At 48.2% G+C, this 15,205-nt stretch carries 15 protein-coding genes; 7 read left to right on the top strand and 8 right to left on the bottom strand.

Going from position 1 to position 15,205, the window contains the following annotated elements; translation table 11 throughout:
- The 7 genes from WG89_RS31920 to WG89_RS01680 form a co-directional block, all read right to left on the bottom strand.
- Window positions 1-169, bottom strand: a 169-nt coding sequence (locus WG89_RS31920) for a transposase (protein WP_062260605.1), incomplete at its 3' end; no start/stop codon positions are given.
- A 29-nt stretch (window positions 170-198) separates the two neighbouring features.
- Entirely contained in the window at window positions 199-534 is a 336-nt protein-coding gene (locus tag WG89_RS01705) for a hypothetical protein (protein ID WP_062260533.1), read from the bottom strand.
- Between the two features lie 140 nt (window positions 535-674).
- Entirely contained in the window at window positions 675-1,619 is a 945-nt protein-coding gene (locus tag WG89_RS01700; RefSeq protein ID WP_062260531.1) for a lipase family protein, read from the bottom strand.
- Between the two features lie 116 nt (window positions 1,620-1,735).
- Window positions 1,736-3,799 carry an AsmA family protein gene (locus WG89_RS01695; RefSeq protein WP_062260529.1) on the bottom strand — a complete coding sequence of 688 codons (2,064 nt, stop codon included), beginning with the start codon at window positions 3,797-3,799 and terminating at the stop codon, window positions 1,736-1,738.
- 141 nt (window positions 3,800-3,940) lie between these two features.
- The gene (locus WG89_RS01690; RefSeq protein WP_062260528.1) at window positions 3,941-4,618 is read right to left on the bottom strand and encodes an isochorismatase family protein; all 678 of its coding nucleotides are present in this window, start codon (window positions 4,616-4,618) and stop codon (window positions 3,941-3,943) included.
- 120 nt (window positions 4,619-4,738) lie between these two features.
- On the bottom strand, window positions 4,739-6,457 hold the full coding sequence (locus WG89_RS01685; RefSeq protein WP_062260525.1) for an SPOR domain-containing protein: 1,719 nt from the start codon (window positions 6,455-6,457) through the stop codon (window positions 4,739-4,741).
- A 101-nt stretch (window positions 6,458-6,558) separates the two neighbouring features.
- Window positions 6,559-6,969, bottom strand: a complete 411-nt coding sequence (locus WG89_RS01680) for a dienelactone hydrolase family protein (RefSeq protein WP_245662855.1) — start codon at window positions 6,967-6,969, stop codon at window positions 6,559-6,561.
- Between the two features lie 693 nt (window positions 6,970-7,662).
- On the opposite strand from WG89_RS01680, the gene WG89_RS31010 reads away from it, so the two are divergent.
- The 6 genes from WG89_RS31010 to hisF all read left to right on the top strand — a co-directional run bounded on the left by WG89_RS31010 (window position 7,663) and on the right by hisF (window position 11,351).
- Window positions 7,663-7,812: a hypothetical protein gene (locus tag WG89_RS31010; RefSeq protein WP_172806674.1), complete on the top strand. Its 150-nt coding sequence runs from the start codon at window positions 7,663-7,665 to the stop codon at window positions 7,810-7,812.
- Window positions 7,813-7,971: 159 nt separating this feature from the next.
- Complete coding sequence (locus WG89_RS01670; protein WP_062260519.1) at window positions 7,972-8,715, top strand: gamma-glutamylcyclotransferase family protein; 744 nt, start codon at window positions 7,972-7,974, stop codon at window positions 8,713-8,715.
- Between the two features lie 111 nt (window positions 8,716-8,826).
- Window positions 8,827-9,420 carry an imidazoleglycerol-phosphate dehydratase HisB gene (gene hisB / locus WG89_RS01665; protein WP_062260517.1) on the top strand — a complete coding sequence of 198 codons (594 nt, stop codon included), beginning with the start codon at window positions 8,827-8,829 and terminating at the stop codon, window positions 9,418-9,420.
- Between the two features lie 86 nt (window positions 9,421-9,506).
- Window positions 9,507-10,151, top strand: a complete 645-nt coding sequence (hisH, locus tag WG89_RS01660) for an imidazole glycerol phosphate synthase subunit HisH (RefSeq protein WP_062260515.1) — start codon at window positions 9,507-9,509, stop codon at window positions 10,149-10,151.
- A gap of 13 nt (window positions 10,152-10,164) precedes the next feature.
- A complete protein-coding gene (locus tag WG89_RS01655; RefSeq protein WP_062260513.1) occupies window positions 10,165-10,548 on the top strand; it encodes a DUF4870 domain-containing protein in 384 nt (127 codons plus the stop codon).
- A 29-nt stretch (window positions 10,549-10,577) separates the two neighbouring features.
- A complete protein-coding gene (gene hisF, locus WG89_RS01650; protein WP_062260511.1) occupies window positions 10,578-11,351 on the top strand; it encodes an imidazole glycerol phosphate synthase subunit HisF in 774 nt (257 codons plus the stop codon).
- A gap of 51 nt (window positions 11,352-11,402) precedes the next feature.
- Here the strand turns inward: hisF and WG89_RS01645 are convergent, their stop codons facing one another.
- Window positions 11,403-12,680, bottom strand: a complete 1,278-nt coding sequence (locus WG89_RS01645; protein WP_062260509.1) for an AhpA/YtjB family protein — start codon at window positions 12,678-12,680, stop codon at window positions 11,403-11,405.
- 345 nt (window positions 12,681-13,025) lie between these two features.
- On the opposite strand from WG89_RS01645, the gene WG89_RS01640 reads away from it, so the two are divergent.
- Window positions 13,026-15,167: a TonB-dependent receptor gene (locus WG89_RS01640; RefSeq protein ID WP_062260507.1), complete on the top strand. Its 2,142-nt coding sequence runs from the start codon at window positions 13,026-13,028 to the stop codon at window positions 15,165-15,167.
- Window positions 15,168-15,205: the final 38 nt, after the last annotated feature.

The raw sequence follows: 15,205 nt of genomic DNA, 5'->3' as shown, positions 1-15,205 counted from the left end.
GAGGATAAGGAGGTCTTCCGTTGCCACGCTTAGGGTAATAGGGCTCGATTACGGCCTCTAAGCGTTTCCATGGAATCAGAACCTCCATTCTTTCAAGAAAAATTTCCCTACGAGTTCTGCGTCGCTTCTGGCTGAATTCACTGTCGGAAAAAGAGAGTTGTTGGTCCATGACTACCTCTGATCAAGCTGCTGAGATTATTATCTCATGATCAGGGACTTATTCGCAGGTTCCCTAACAGTGACTGCCTTGATTTCAGCATCATTTACAATGTCTGCATAGGCTTTTGGCATGAAGCCAGAGAGTAGGGTGTCTATAAAATCAGTAGCTGATGGGGAATTTGCAGCACTTAAAAACTTTCCGGGAGCATCAACAGTAATAGTGTAGGTCGTCTGATTTTCAGGAGGAGGTGTTGGATTTGCGGGTGGATTTTGTTCAGCTGCTGAATCGTTATTACTGCTTCCTCCGCCTCCACATCCCGTTAATGAAAACGTCAAAAATACTGCAATCAGGGTAGCCTGAGTTAGATTTTTCATTATGTATTATCGTCCATTGATAAATTTTATTGGCTTTAAGCCGATGCGGAGGATAAATAATCCTTTTCATAATTACAAGACAATGGAATTGTTAAATTTTAATGAAAGATCGTAGTCGTGTATTTGGAAGATCGTAGTATTTAAACCATTTCCCGCCAGGCTTCATTGCCTGAAATAGCCAGGCCTGCCAACTTTCGGGATAAAAGCTCATAGATATCTATGCTGTGATCTTCCAAATCCTCGTCAATAAATGACAGGCGAGGATGACCATCCGAAAAGTCCAGAATATCTTCAGCTCTACCGGCAAAACGATCCCAGAATGTAGCCCATTGGGATAGGTTGCCATGGGTATGACAATGTCCGTCGTGGTCAAAGTAAATCAGATGCCCGACGTGGCGGTAGCCGGTGATTTGAGGCGGAACTCGTGTGACCAGATCGCAATTGTTTACGCAGCGGAAGGTTCTTTTACCAAGGGATTTTTCGAACAGCTCAGGAACTGCGTTGTTCTCATGGTCATGAAAGTTGCGATAGAACTCCCGGTTACCCAGACGGGGCTGACCAAAGGTATAAACACCTGCAACGGGCTGGTTTTCCTGCAGCTCTATTGTTGCAGCAGCAAGTGCTGCCAGAGCTCCACCCAGGCTGTGGCCGGTAATCCAGATACTTTGATTGTTGTCACTAAGTTTGTTCAGACGCTCTTTGATAGTTGTCCATACTGAGTCGAGTCCTTCGATAAACCCTCGATGCACGGAGCCAAGATTATTATTGGGAACCCAGTCCTCCCGCATGATGTCAAAGTTCAGGCTCCAGTCCTCAAACTTTGACTCTGTACCTCGAAAACTGATGATGATTTTTTTGCTGTCACCGACAATAAAGCCTTGAATATCCGGGTCCATATTGTCTTTTCGATACTCAAAGAACACATCCTGACCGCTGAGATTAAATCCCTCGAATTCCAGAGTTTTTTTAATTTCGTCTGAAGGCCGGTAGGCAATATTGGAGCAGCTGGCCAGGCAGGCCATATTGATTCTGCTGAAGCCTCGCGCTTTATGATTAAAGCGTCGTGCAATTTTGGAAGTAGGCATGCCATCCCCTGGCGAAGCAATTTTTATTAATCTTATGACTGTTGATTCTGCAGGGATAAAAGGCGATAGGCAAATGAAGTTGGGCGCAACTTAAGCTGCGCCTATTGAGAGAAGATTTACTTGAAGAGGCCTTTCAAAGCATCTTTCAAAGGTCCGGCTTTTTTCTCAATTTCTTTTTCCAGACGTTTTTTCACTTCCTGTTTCGCCAGAGAAGCAATAGTGTCAGCCAGGCGTTCGGTATCAATGCCACACTCCTGCTGACCCAGTTTGCCCTGGCAGCGAACAGGCCAAGTCACATCGGCATAATCCTCGTTTACCTGACAGGCAGGATCACTGTCAGGAGAGCGGTCACCACTGATGTTCAGGCCAACGTGGTAGTCCAGAGTCTGTTTGACCAGATTAATATCGCCATCCCCTTTAAGGTTCAGGTTGGTCAGAGCTGCGGTCAGATCTTTGTTACTGGCAACACCGTTGCGAACGTTGAAGCTGCCTCCAAGGTTGGTGAACTGGGTGGCGTTACCCCAGTCTTTTTTCTGGAGATCTTTCTTGCGAATTTTGGCAATACCCTCGCAAACCATTTTGTCGAAGTTAGCCTCGGTGAAGGCACCCTTATCTATTTTGAAGTCGATTTTTCCGTTCAGGTTGCGAGTCAGAACACTCTGTAGCTGACCATTGGTGGTCAGATTCATGTCTGCGTTCACTTTACCTTCGATAGACTTCAGGGCAGGGATAGGCTTAGCCAGAGCCTGCAGGTTAATACCTTTCAGGTCTGCGGTTGTCTGGATTCTGGGATCACCCTTTTTACGAACATCCAGCTTGCCGTCCAGATCAATGGTGCCTTCATAAAAACCTGAGGCCAGCTTGATCTCCTGACGACCATTGAGGGCTGTCAGATTAACAGTGGGCTTATTAAAGGTGAGCTTGGCTACCGTCAGGGAGGTCAGTTCAAGAGAGCCTTTGATATTCAGAGGACGCAGGGCATCTTCAGGAATCAGTGGGAGCTCTTTAGCAGAGCCTGAAGCAACTGCTGGAGGTTCTGTGCTCTGAACACCTTCCGTCTTGCTTTCTGACTTTTCATCTTTGGTCGCAGCTGGTTCAGTGGCCGGTGGCAGGTAACGATCCAGATTCAAGTCATTGCCTTTGAACTGGAATGTCATATCCTGTTTTTCCAGATTCGCAATCTTGAAGAAACCATCAATATTGAAATCGTCCAGAGTCAGGTCCAGCTTTTCAGCAGAGAAGCTTTTACCATCGGTAGTAAAGCTGCTCTTGAAGGCCATTTGAGTCATAGCCTTGGGGTCAGCCATAGGTGGCAGCTGGATCTTGATCTCTTTCAACAGTTTGCCGGGGTTGAATTGAGTCACGTCCAGATGACCTTTCACCATCATGGGCTTTTGCTGGACATTCAGGTCTCCGACAATCTGCAGGGTTTCTGCATTATCTACAGCAGGATTGGCTGAGATCTTTAGGTCCTTAAGGTCATAGGTACCCTGCTTCAAATTGAACTTTAAAACACCACTGATGCCTGTCATCAGTGTCAGATCAGGCTCATTACTTTTAATGCGGGCTTTCAGGTTAAAGTCAAAAGGCACATTGTTACGAACAGCGCCCGTTTCCAACCCTGCCTGATCCACAACATAGGTTTTGCCGGTGCTCTTGTCGTCATACTTGATCACCAGACCTTCAACAGTGACATTGGCAATATCCAGTTCCAGTGGGGCGGATTCCGTTGTTCCTTCGGGCGTTTCAACCGGGGTGGTTTCCGTCGCAGCAGGTTGAGTACCGGCTTTTTTCGGCACTTCCCAGTTGCCCTTGCCAGACTTGTCTTTGACCAGATTCAACTCCAGCCCCATGAGCTTGGCTGTCTGCATTTCTACCTTTTTGCTCAGAAGAGGCAGTAGCTTAACGCTCACTTCGGCGGTGCCCAGTTTGGCCAGCTCCGAGTTATTGGCACCTTTTACATTCACCTGTTCCAGTGAAAGTCCAAGCCAGGGAAACACTGACCAGCCAATGGGGCCATCAATTGTAAGTGTCAGTCCTGTATTGTCATAAACCAGTTTCGAGATGTCGTCCCGATAATTATTGGGATCGATGACTTTGGGAAGAATCAGGGCTGCGGCAACGGCAAGAACAATAATGCCAGCCACCACAAAGGCGATGAGTTTAATTAGACGATTCATGGGAGGCCTCGGGATCTCAGGGCACAGAGCGTTGTTATTCCTTGTTCAGGATAGTGTATCAGTAAGTTTTGGAGGAATGGAGAATTCCTTTAATGCCTGTAGGCCTTGGGGGACAATATATGAGGTGCATTGGCCGTTTTGTTATTTACTTTGACAAGGCTCTTTCCTCGGAGAATCACTGATCAAAGTTAAATTCGACGACTTATCCTTGAGGGATTTCCAGACTCCGGCAAAGAAAGACTCCAGTCCTTCTGTGTGATCTACGATGTTCAACTCTCTATCAACGATCATCCGATAGTCTCTTTCCAGTCCTCCTTTGACTGAATTCAGAATGCAGGCGCCGTCATAGCAGCCAGTGATGAATACATCTTTTATACCTTCCCCTTTGAGGTAAGTATCCAGAACATTGTCGTTTTGAATCATTTCACGACCACTGGGTAACTTGATGGTTTTGTAGCTGTCGAACACGTTGTCGGTATTTTTGGATATCAGTTTGTACATGACATTTCTTTTTATAGATGCCAATAATCCTGGAAGCGTATTGCCCATTTGATGAGGGTCGTAGTTTACATCCAGAATGTGGACACCTGGCTTGCCGGAGAGACTGTCGAGCAGCCTGATTTGTTCCTGAATAATTGCTCCGTAATTCTTTAAAGCGGGGTCAATAAAGCCTTCCTGCATATCCATGAGAATGACAGCTACTTTCTTTCCCTCACTTAATAAACGCTCTATATATTGCAGAGACTCCTCTACACCGGCTTGAACTGAAGGTGTGTTTATCAGTAAAAATATGGCGATAAAGAAGTCGGATAATTTCATGGCAGCCTCTCAGAGAGAACGCAGGACAAGTCATGATGCAGAATAAGGCTAAGACGTAAAACTAAAGCTTTTGAACCAGCTTAGGAGGTGATTGGGTCTTTAGCGAGGAGGGGCGCGCAGTTAACTTTCCCAGGCTTTAAGCTTTTTCAGGGATTTCACTGAGCGGGTCCAGGGGTGGAGGACTCTGACCGCGTCTTTCAGCTGGGGGGATTTAATAACGGCCAACGCTTCTTTACTGCTGGTGAACTGACCCTGCAGAAGCACATACCAGTCTTTCTGGTTTTTCCGGTACCGGGCTGTTACTGCGGACTTCAATTCAGGGAAGCGTTTTTTCATTCTTTCAATAGCTTCCGGCTGATTGGCAGCAAACCACTGAATGGTATAGCTTTTTCCGGAGCCACTGATAATGGTGTTTTGTGGTTGGGCTACAACTCTTTGGATGGCTTGCCGGGTACTCGCAGGTTTGCCATTGATCAGACCCTGTAATTCTTCAACCCCACGTATTCTTGGATAGAGACGTGTAGACACTCTTGCCAGTTCAGGTTTGTTGAGCGCTCTTTGAGCCCGGCTTTTACTGGAATAGGGAGAACCCACGAGCAAATACCAGTCGCGATGGCCTTTGCGATAATGGATGATCTGCGCATTCCGCAACTCTTCGTAACGTCTGCGAACTCTTTCCAGCGTATCCCTGCGGGGTCCTGCCAGCCATTGGATGGCATAGCTGCCTTGAGAGGCTTCAAGAATGCTTCGCTTACTGGGCTGGCGATATTCTCTGGTCTCTTTTGGAGCGCGATAGTCGCTGATTTCTTCCTGATTGGAGTAGGCCGAGTAACTCTCCTGTTGATAATGTTTTCTGGCTCTGGAGCGATCCACAGGAGGATTGATTTGTGCATAACGCTGACGCGGCGCACTGTAATTCAGGTCCGGTTCTTCCGAATAATAAGGGTCTGCAGCCTGATTCGATGTTTGATATCGCGGCTCAGAAACCTGATAAGGATCGGTATTGTAATCCCGATAGGTATCTTGTTGCTGCACCTGTGGATAAGCCGGTGCAATGCTGGCAAACAGCCGATTATTGTCCGGTCTGACTGGCTCTTGATAGGCATAACGTTCGTTGTTGGATGGTCTGGTCAGATCATCCGGCTCCCGGAGTTCTCCGGGCATGATCAAGTTCAGTTTCTGTATGCTGGCCAGCGAGCGAGTCCAGGGATACAGCTTGTCTGTCATTAATAGTCGGGGCGGACTGTTCAGAGCCGTCATTGCCGACTGACGATCTTTGAAAGGTCCATCCAGAAGGACAAACCAGTCTTTGTTTTTACGTTGATAACGAACAATAGTCGCCTGTTGCAGAACCGGGAAGCGGCGCTGCAAATCAATCAATGGCTCCTCGGTATGAGTGGCAAGCCATTGAATGACAAAACTTCCGTGTTGAGCACTCAGCAATTGGGTAATTCTTTGCTGAGTGGGTTGTTGTTGAGCAGGTGGCTGATATCGGCTTGGTTGCTGATAAGCAGGAGGTGCAGCTTCCTGTCTGAAATAGGTCTCAGGCTCGGGCTGAGAGGGTCTTGTACGCTCTGGCTGAACGTATTCCTGATAGTTGTTGTTTCTCTCAGGAGCTGAGTAGGCAACGTTTTCCAGAGGCTGGTCGTAATTGTCTGTTTGATGGTTACGGCAAAGCCATTCAGCGTCCGGGCCTGATCGACAGTCCCAGGATGAGCTCAAAGCCAGTGGTTTTGGAGGTAAAAGGAGGGCGTCCGCTGAAACAGCGGTGAGTGTTGCCAAGGCCGCAACAACTCCTAACCTGAGCGGTTTGTCCATAAACAGCTCTCGAGCAGACATGAATCAGATCCTTCTGACCATTGCTTTTAACAAATCAGATTTGAAAATCAATTGCAAGTGTTGTGTTGAATTAGTCCATCAGCCACCAAATGTTGTATGACTCATTTAAAGGGAAGAAATGAATACAGAATCCACCGGTAAGCAGAGTAGGGCGTGGAGCGTGTTTGTTGACTCCACTCTATAAACGTCAGGGTTTTCTGCATGGCTGATGCTTTGCTTCGGGTGTTATAGGTATCCCGATATTCTTCCATATCAAAAGCGTGCCCTTCGTTGAATGTTTCTACATCATAGGGCTTCCAGAAAGAGTTGTGATTGATGTACTTGGCAACGTCTGAACAGATTTCTGGCTTAACAAACGTATCTTCTTTTGCCAGAACCATCAGTGTTGGGATCGTGGTCGGAGTGGATTGAAAGTGCTGAAAGTAAGTACCTGGAGCGCAATTGGGATAATACGCCGTGACGGATCGGACGCCTTTGAGCGGCTCATCAGGTAAAGCGCCTGCTCCCGGCAATTCGCCATGGTGATGGCATCCAGAACGACAGAACCACCATGGGAGTAACCCACAATATGGAGATTGTTTTGATCGATCTTTTTGTATGATCTTATGGCTTTAATAGCAATGAAAAGGTCGGCTGTTCTCTCGGCGGGCAGTAAAAAGTAGCCCTTGGTTACCCGGTCCATCATTTCCCTTCGAATCTCGGCCAGCAGGTTATTCTCAGGAAGATTCATGGTCATGTTCCGGGTGCTTTCGTCTACCTCCTGATAAGCGGGACAGGGCTGTTCCTTGTTGAAGCAGTATTTCAGAGTTCGGATTCGACTGAAGCTGTCCACAATCATTACGGCGTAGCCTCTGGACAAAAAAAACTCCCGCCTTTCTTTCATACTGTTTGAGAAAGCAGGTGAGCTGCCATGGTTCAGGATGACTGCGGGGTAAGGTGGTGTGCCTTTTTCAGGAAACCACACGGGATGGCTGGCCTCTTGTTCAATTTCCTCCCAGCCTCTTCTTTGCAGGCAAGTGGCCTCCTGAAACTCAGGAAATGTATTTCGGGCTGCCATGCAGGCAACATCCATAAACTCGCACTGGAAACAGAGCAAACTGGAGATACCCAGAACAACAGAGTGCTGGTTGTGAGGCGCTATCAGACTATTGATCAATGCAAAAAGAGGGCTTGTCGTATTCACTCAGGAACTCTCAGAAAGATAAATGGGTCTTAAGGAATGGACAACCACTCACTATGGCATGCTTTTCAGCGACTATTATGGAAGTGTTAAGGAATGGATAACCACTCACTATGGCATGCTTTTCAGCGACTATTATGGAAGTGTGGTTTTTTCCAGATGTCATGGTGGGTAGAAGTTCCCTTCAATCAACCATGACGATGAAAGATGTTCACGATAACCGTCTCGGCTAAAAGCATAGTGGGTGTTCGCGTGATTTTATGGGCCTGTTCTTGATCTCAGTGCCCTGTGGGATTCTTTCTGTATCTGTCATTGAATATCTGAGGAACAGGTTATGGAGAAATTTGAAACTTTGGGGGTAACGGCACTCAAACGGTGGCTGGTAGCGATGTTTTGCCTTGTATTGCCTGCACAGCTCTGGGCCGCGGATACTTCATGTTTCCCAAATATTGATACCAGCCAAAATCAATATCTGTTGGCCTATGGCACGCTTATGCTGGAAGCCGCCCGAGAGAAGAAGTTGAATAAATCAGAGGTTGAGTTGCCGGTCTGGGTCAGCGGCTATCAGCGGGGGTGGTTTTCCAGAGTTGTTGAAAAAGCCCCTACAAGGACTGTTCTGGGTGTAACTCAGGAAGATGGTAAATTATTCAATGGCTTATTGCTGGCTTCTTCCGATCGACAGATCAGCGGTCTGGATCGTAATGAAACCCGGAATTGCAGGACGTTAGTGGATGTCAGGCACCTCAAGAGCATGGCCGGTGGGTCGCTGCCGGAAAAAGGGCAGATCTGGATTTACGCAGTAAAGCCCAAGAGTATGAAGAAACCCGCTGGCAAGTACCCCATTCAGCAGTCGGATGTGGATAACTTTCTCACGGGCTGTCTGGAGCAATCCAAAGCGTTTTCTCTACCTCAGTTTGCTGAACAATGCGTGGATTCTACCGCAGGATGGTCAGAAAACTGGGCCAATGACCGCGCAAGACCTTCCGGTGGAAAGCTGGTTCAGAACAAGAGAAAGCAGATTGACAAGTTGCTTGCGAGGCTGGAAGGCGACCTTTTCGAAAAAGTACGGGACGAATAGCTCGCCTGCTTTAAGGCAGCTCCGTATAATGGCCTGGTTGCGACCTCAGGAGTCTGACGAGCGAATCAGATTCAGGCTCCATGCTTAGAATAGATATAATCGGAGATCATCATGGCTCAGCGCAAGGCCAGTGTTGAAAGGAATACGCTGGAAACCCAGATTCGGGTAGATATCAATCTGGATGGCACTGGCAAGAGTCAGTTCGAGACAGGCGTTCCATTTCTTGACCATATGATGGACCAGATTGCCCGTCATGGTTTGATTGATCTGGACATCAAGGCTGTGGGCGACAACGAAATTGATGATCACCATACCGTAGAAGATATCGGTATTACTCTGGGTCAGGCCTTCACCAAAGCAGTGGGCGACAAGAAAGGCCTGACTCGTTATGGCCACTCTTATGTACCGCTGGATGAAGCCCTTTCCAGAGTTGTGATTGATTTCTCGGGTCGTCCGGGCCTTGAGTTCAATGTCGACTTTACCCGCGCCATGATTGGCCAGTTCGATGTTGATCTGTTTTATGAGTTCTTCCAGGGCTTCGTAAATCACGCCAATGTGACGCTGCACATTGATAACCTCCGTGGCCGAAATGCCCACCACCAGATTGAAACCGTCTTCAAGGCTTTTGGTCGAGCACTGAGAATGGCTTTGGAGCTGGATCCCCGCATGGCAGGTCAGATGCCTTCAACAAAAGGTGCACTTTAAGCCGCCATGGCTTTCAGAGAGCCATGAGCTAAAACAGCCATGAGCTAAAACAGCCATGAGCTAAAACAGTTTGGGGAGTAAAACGAATGAAGACGGTTGCAGTCATCGATTACGGCATGGGTAACCTTCACTCTGCCAGTAAAGCTCTGGAGCATGTCGCCAGCAAAGATACCCGTGTAATAGTTACTTCTGATCCGAAGGTCATTCGGCAGGCAGATCATGTCGTGTTGCCTGGTGTCGGTGCGATTCGTGATTGTATGGCAGAGATTCGCGCGAAAGGTGTGGACGATGTTGTCCACGAAGTCGTCGAAAGTCAGCGGCCTTTGCTGGGTATTTGTGTCGGTATGCAGGTCATGCTGAACCACAGTGAAGAAAACGGTGGCGTTGACTGCCTGGGCCTGATGCCTGGGCGTGTGAAGTTCTTCGGTAAAGGGCTGGTGGATGAGACAGGCGAAAAGCTGAAAGTCCCCCACATGGGCTGGAGCCAGGTTCAGCAACATCGCGATCACCCGCTCTGGAAAGGTATTGACGACAACTCCCGTTTTTACTTTGTTCACAGTTACCACGCTCATGCCAATGACGATGCTATGGCAGTTGGTCGTTGCCATTACAGTGTCGACTTTGATGTAGCTCTGGCCAGGGACACTATTTTTGCTGTGCAGTTCCACCCCGAGAAAAGTGCTGAAAGTGGTCTGAAGCTGCTTGAGAACTTTCTGAACTGGAATCCGTAGGCTCGCAATCACCATGGATAGAGACTCATTGCATCAAATCATGAAGGTGCCTGATTCGGATGAAAAAAACTGGGCTATGTTCTCGCATATCCTGACTCTGTTTGGCTGCTTCATTCCTGGCATTAATGTAGTTATTCCCCTGCTGATCTGGTATCAGAAAAAGGATCAATCCGAGTTCATTGCTCTTCATGCCAAAGAGTCTTTGAACTTCCAGATTACCGTCCTGCTGGCCATTGCTGCATGGGGATTACTCAGTGCTGTATTGATTGGTTTGATTTTCCTCCCGCTGATTCCGTTTGCTGTGGTTTTTGCCCTGGTCTTTGTGATCCGGGCCAGCATAAAAGCCAGCCGGGGCGATGAGTACCGTTATCCAGTGTGTTTGCGTCTGGTGAATTGAACTACTGAATTTTTATAAGAGGCCGTTCAATGGGCTTAGCGAAAAGAATTATTCCCTGCCTGGATGTTGATAATGGCAGAGTGGTAAAAGGTGTTCAGTTTGTCGATATCCGTGATGCGGGCGACCCGGTAGAAGTGGCGCGTCGGTATAACGAAGAAGGTGCCGATGAGATCACCTTTCTGGATATCACTGCCAGTCATGAAGACCGGGACACCATGGTTCATACCGTTGAGCGTATGGCCAGTGAGGTTTTTATCCCTCTGACAGTAGGTGGCGGTATTCGCAAGGTGGAAGATATTCGCACCATGCTGAATGCCGGTGCTGATAAAGTCAGTATCAATACGGCTGCTGTCTTTAATCCCGAGTTTGTGCAGGAAGCCGCCGACCGCTTTGGTTCCCAATGCATTGTTGTGGCTATTGATGCCAAGAAGGTGAGCTTGTCCGGTGAGCCGGATCGCTGGGAGATCTTTACCCACGGTGGTCGTAAGCCAACCGGACTGGACGCTATCGAGTGGGCCAGAAAAATGGAGCAGCTTGGTGCTGGTGAAATACTGCTGACTAGCATGGATCAGGATGGTGTGAAAAACGGCTACGACATTGGTGTGACCCGTTCCATCTCCGACGCTCTGGAAATTCCAGTGATTGCATCAGGTGGTGCAGGCAATCTGGATCACCTGGTTGAAGGGGTTAAGAAAGGCAAGGCAGATGCTGTTCTGGCAGCCAGCATCTTCCACTTTGGCGAGTACTCAATTCCCGAGGCCAAGGCTTATATGGCCAAACAGGGCATTGAGATGAGAATCTGAAGAAAGAGGGGAAGACTTTAAAATCTTCCCTTCTTTTTGTCCGACAGAGTATTACTGTTCCAGCTCTCTGCTAATCGAGTAAGCCTGTTGCTGAATAGTTTCCTGCTGTTCAGAGGGCAGTCCGGATATTTCGACAATATCTTCCCCGTGCTCCGAGATTTTTATCTCAGGTTCGCCTGCAGGTAACCAGTTGAGTTGATCCCGGTACATATGAATACTTTCAGTTCCAGGCAGGCTGGCAAGCATCAGTGCACTGCTGGCGGCACTGTCCGATTGTGAAGGATGCTCAGCCCCGGGGAAATCAGTCATGCCGTCGCTGACACAAACTCCCAGCCCCATCTCCAGGGTAGCGATATTCTGCTCGCCAACCACTCGGTTCAGGCTTTGAATCAGCAATGCGCAGCTCAAGGCATCTTTGGCAAAAGAAGCACTGTCCAGACTGGAAAAGCGAATATAGCCGGTACCATCCGGTGTATAACTTAATTCCCCAAGGTATTGTTGGGCGGCACGCTCCAGCGCTTCACTGTGGGTTTCAATAATGTGCATCAGGTCATGAGGCGCTAACAGCTGGCGCAGTCGGGTCATATTTCGGCTGCGAACACTGATGATGGCGGACACTTCCTCTTTTTCTTCTTCCTCCGGCTCAGGCTCAATGGAATCCATGAGCTTTTCGGTTAGCTGCTTTTCTACAAAGCCTGACAGGCGAATCACTTCATTACGGCAGGATACCGGGTTGGCCGGAGACTGGAGAATAGAATGCAGTTGTCTTTCAATCAGGCTGAGTCTGAGCGTGACATTCGACGCGTAAAAATAGAGCAGTAACAGACCACTGATCAGTAAAATAATGCTGATGGTAGTGATCAGGGTCAGAGCGTCGCCGGGGTTTTGGGTCAGCAAGCCTTTGTCCAGCTGCAGACGAACATAACCGGCAATGACATCCTGATAATGGATAGGTGAAGAATAGGTTTCGCCGCGCTCACCCACCCGATCGCTTTCCGAAGAGGCTATTTCCCGATTATCAATACTGTAAATGGCCGCCTTGGCCACATAGGGGTTTTGAACCAGCTGCCCCAGCAGGACATTTAGACTGAGTCGGTCACCTGTGACCAGCATATCTGTTGCAGCACTGGCTGTCTGGGCGCTGAGCAGGTTGCCAATCGAGTCAGCCTGATGTCGGCTGGCGGATTCCAGCTCACTGCTGACAATAAAACCGGTAGACAGAGTCAGGGCGGTGAAAAGTACACCAAATAGCAGCATCAGTTGCTGACGAAGAGAAAGAGCTTCTGATTGTCTGGCAAACAGATTGATTATTCTTTTCGGCAAAGACAAGGCCGAACCTCCCGAAGCGTTTGTCGAGAATCATTCTTCATGGAAAAAATAAAAATATGAAAAATGTTTTCTTTCAATATGAACATGTAATAGCGGAATCTTAGCGGGAGGCTAAGGCAATTACTACATATGAGCCTTATCTGGAGTGCTTTGTGACTTAGTTCAAAGGGACTATAAGCAGAAAAAATCCCGGTGTTAGGATGATTCATTAGTGCAAAAAACAATCTGCTAAAGGAGTTGTGCCAGGGGAGGCAGGCAGGTTCTTTTCTCGCTATCAACACTGAGATGGCCTTCTGGCTGTAGCCATCGGGAAAGAATAAAAATAAAAACCCGGGACTCACACACATGTTAAAACCCACCGTCAGGACACCTCTTGCTCTGGCTGTCGCTGTTGCTTTGTCTTCAGGACAGGTTTATGCCGAAGCAGGGGCTCTGGAAGAAGTCATTGTTACCGCTCAGAAACGTGAGCAGAACCTGCAGGATACGCCGGTTTCTGTTTCCGCTTTTGGAGCTGCCGCCATTACCGATCAGAATATTCAGGATGTGGCTGATGTCAGCCAGTATGTCCCCAATGTGGAGATAGCCGAGACTCCCGGTGGCAGTACAGGAGCCACCATCAGTATTCGGGGATCGGTTTCCATTAACCCGGCTGTGACCTGGGAACCTCCGGTTGGTATTTATGTGGATGGCGTATTTGTTGCCAAGAACGTTGGCGGCCTGTTTGATGTGGCCGAGCTGGAGCGAATAGAAGTGCTTCGTGGCCCACAGGGCACACTGTATGGGAAGAACACCATTGGTGGTGCCATAAACCTTATTTCCAAAAAGCCTGCTGAAGAGTTTGGCGGCACAGTGAAGCTGTCCGCTGGTAACTACAACTATAAAGAAGGCTTTTTCAGTCTGAATACCGGTAGGCTGGCTGATCGTGCGGCTTTCAACGTAGCGTTTAATGTTCGTAAAAGAGATGGCTTCTACGAGAACACTTCCAATGCCGCAGGCGCTGTTGATGAGTACAAAAAGCTGGATACAACCGCTGCACGGATAGCTGGCTCGTTTGACGTCACTGATCGTCTGGAAGCTTATTATATTTTTGACCAGAGCAAGAAAGACAATACCCCGGCGTTTGGTCAGTTTGACGCTGCAGGCAGCAAGTTTGAGAAGAAAGATGAAGGCGCTAATGACGGCTCCATTGAAGACAGTTCTTCAACCAGTGGCCATGCCTTGCACCTGACCTATGATCTGGCTGAAAACATTACACTGAAGTCTATAACGGGCTATCGCTCCATGAGCTTTGAGGATGCCGGTGATTATGATGGCACCGGTGTACCGGGCTTCCATACTCGCAGAGATGTAGAGTCTGATCAGGTTTCCCAGGAATTTCAGCTGATCGGTAATGCTGACCGATTCGATTATGTGCTCGGTGCCTTCTACTTCAAGGAAGAGTCTGATGCTAAGAATCCCTTTGATATAGGCGGTGTGAATGGTCTGGTAAAAAACTGGTACGGTGTTGAGAGTCAGTCCTATGCACTCTATGGTCAGGCGGATTATTACCTGACCGACAAATGGACTCTGACCGGTGGAGCCCGCTGGACCAAGGAAGAGAAAGAAGCCTATCTAGAGCGGGCAGATGGTACCGGCGGTGCTTTTGGTGGCAACATTGCCAGAACCAAAGCCAAGGATGACTGGACCAATGTATCGCCCATGGCGGTGCTGACTTATGCCTTCTCCAATGAAGCCAGTGCTTATTTCAAAGTGTCTCAGGGCTGGAAAGCCGGTGGTTTTAATGGCGAAGCTCAAAATGTCGCTATCTTCAAAAAATCTTACGACGAAGAAACGGTAACCGCCTTTGAACTGGGTCTGAAATCTCGTTGGATGAAGGATCGCCTGCAGTTGAATGCAGCGGTATTCCAGAACAATGTTAAGGACATGCAGCTGTCCAACTATCTGGGGGCTTATTCACTGATCGAGAATGCCGGTGAAGCCACGGTCAGAGGTCTTGAACTGGAAATGCTGGCAGCATTGACTGACAGACTGACTGCAAACCTGAACTACGGTTATCTTGATCCAAAATATGACAGCTTTAAGGATCAAAACGGTAATGAGTTTAAAGACGTTAACAAGTTCCCCTATGCTCCCAAGACGAAAATTTCAGCCGGTCTGGAATACAAGCAGAGCCTTGGCTTTGCCCATCTTGTCGGCAGACTCGATTACAGCTGGGTGGATAAGTACTACGTCTATCACGAGCCCACGACAGCAGAGTTGACCCAATCCGGGGATTATCGACTCTGGAACGCCCGGATTGCGTTGGAAGATATTCAGGTGGGCAATGATGAGTCCATTGAAGTGGCTATCTGGGGTAAGAACTTGACCAATGAAGAGTATCGAATCAATGGTGTGCCAGTGGCTGATCAGAATGGTAATTTTGTAGGGGCGGTTAACTACTACGGTGATCCCAGAAGTTACGGTATTGATGTTGCTTATCGGTTCTAAGATATAGGCTGATACAAAAAACCGGCATCATGTGTGCC

This window comes from Endozoicomonas arenosclerae (assembly GCF_001562015.1).
Lineage (GTDB): Bacteria > Pseudomonadota > Gammaproteobacteria > Pseudomonadales > Endozoicomonadaceae > Endozoicomonas_A > Endozoicomonas_A arenosclerae.
The sequence above is the reverse complement of the archived record's forward strand: the minus strand, read 5'-3'. Positions and strand labels throughout refer to the sequence as shown.

Coding starts and splice junctions, on each gene's coding strand:
- WG89_RS01705 (WP_062260533.1), bottom strand. CDS start 534: ATGAAAAATCTAACTCAGGCTACCCTGATTGCAGTATTTTTGACGTTT.
- WG89_RS01700 (WP_062260531.1), bottom strand. CDS start 1,619: ATGCCTACTTCCAAAATTGCACGACGCTTTAATCATAAAGCGCGAGGC.
- WG89_RS01695 (WP_062260529.1), bottom strand. CDS start 3,799: ATGAATCGTCTAATTAAACTCATCGCCTTTGTGGTGGCTGGCATTATT.
- WG89_RS01690 (WP_062260528.1), bottom strand. CDS start 4,618: ATGAAATTATCCGACTTCTTTATCGCCATATTTTTACTGATAAACACA.
- WG89_RS01685 (WP_062260525.1), bottom strand. CDS start 6,457: ATGTCTGCTCGAGAGCTGTTTATGGACAAACCGCTCAGGTTAGGAGTT.
- WG89_RS31010 (WP_172806674.1), top strand. CDS start 7,663: ATGGGTCTTAAGGAATGGACAACCACTCACTATGGCATGCTTTTCAGC.
- WG89_RS01670 (WP_062260519.1), top strand. CDS start 7,972: ATGGAGAAATTTGAAACTTTGGGGGTAACGGCACTCAAACGGTGGCTG.
- hisB (WP_062260517.1), top strand. CDS start 8,827: ATGGCTCAGCGCAAGGCCAGTGTTGAAAGGAATACGCTGGAAACCCAG.
- hisH (WP_062260515.1), top strand. CDS start 9,507: ATGAAGACGGTTGCAGTCATCGATTACGGCATGGGTAACCTTCACTCT.
- WG89_RS01655 (WP_062260513.1), top strand. CDS start 10,165: ATGGATAGAGACTCATTGCATCAAATCATGAAGGTGCCTGATTCGGAT.
- hisF (WP_062260511.1), top strand. CDS start 10,578: ATGGGCTTAGCGAAAAGAATTATTCCCTGCCTGGATGTTGATAATGGC.
- WG89_RS01640 (WP_062260507.1), top strand. CDS start 13,026: ATGTTAAAACCCACCGTCAGGACACCTCTTGCTCTGGCTGTCGCTGTT.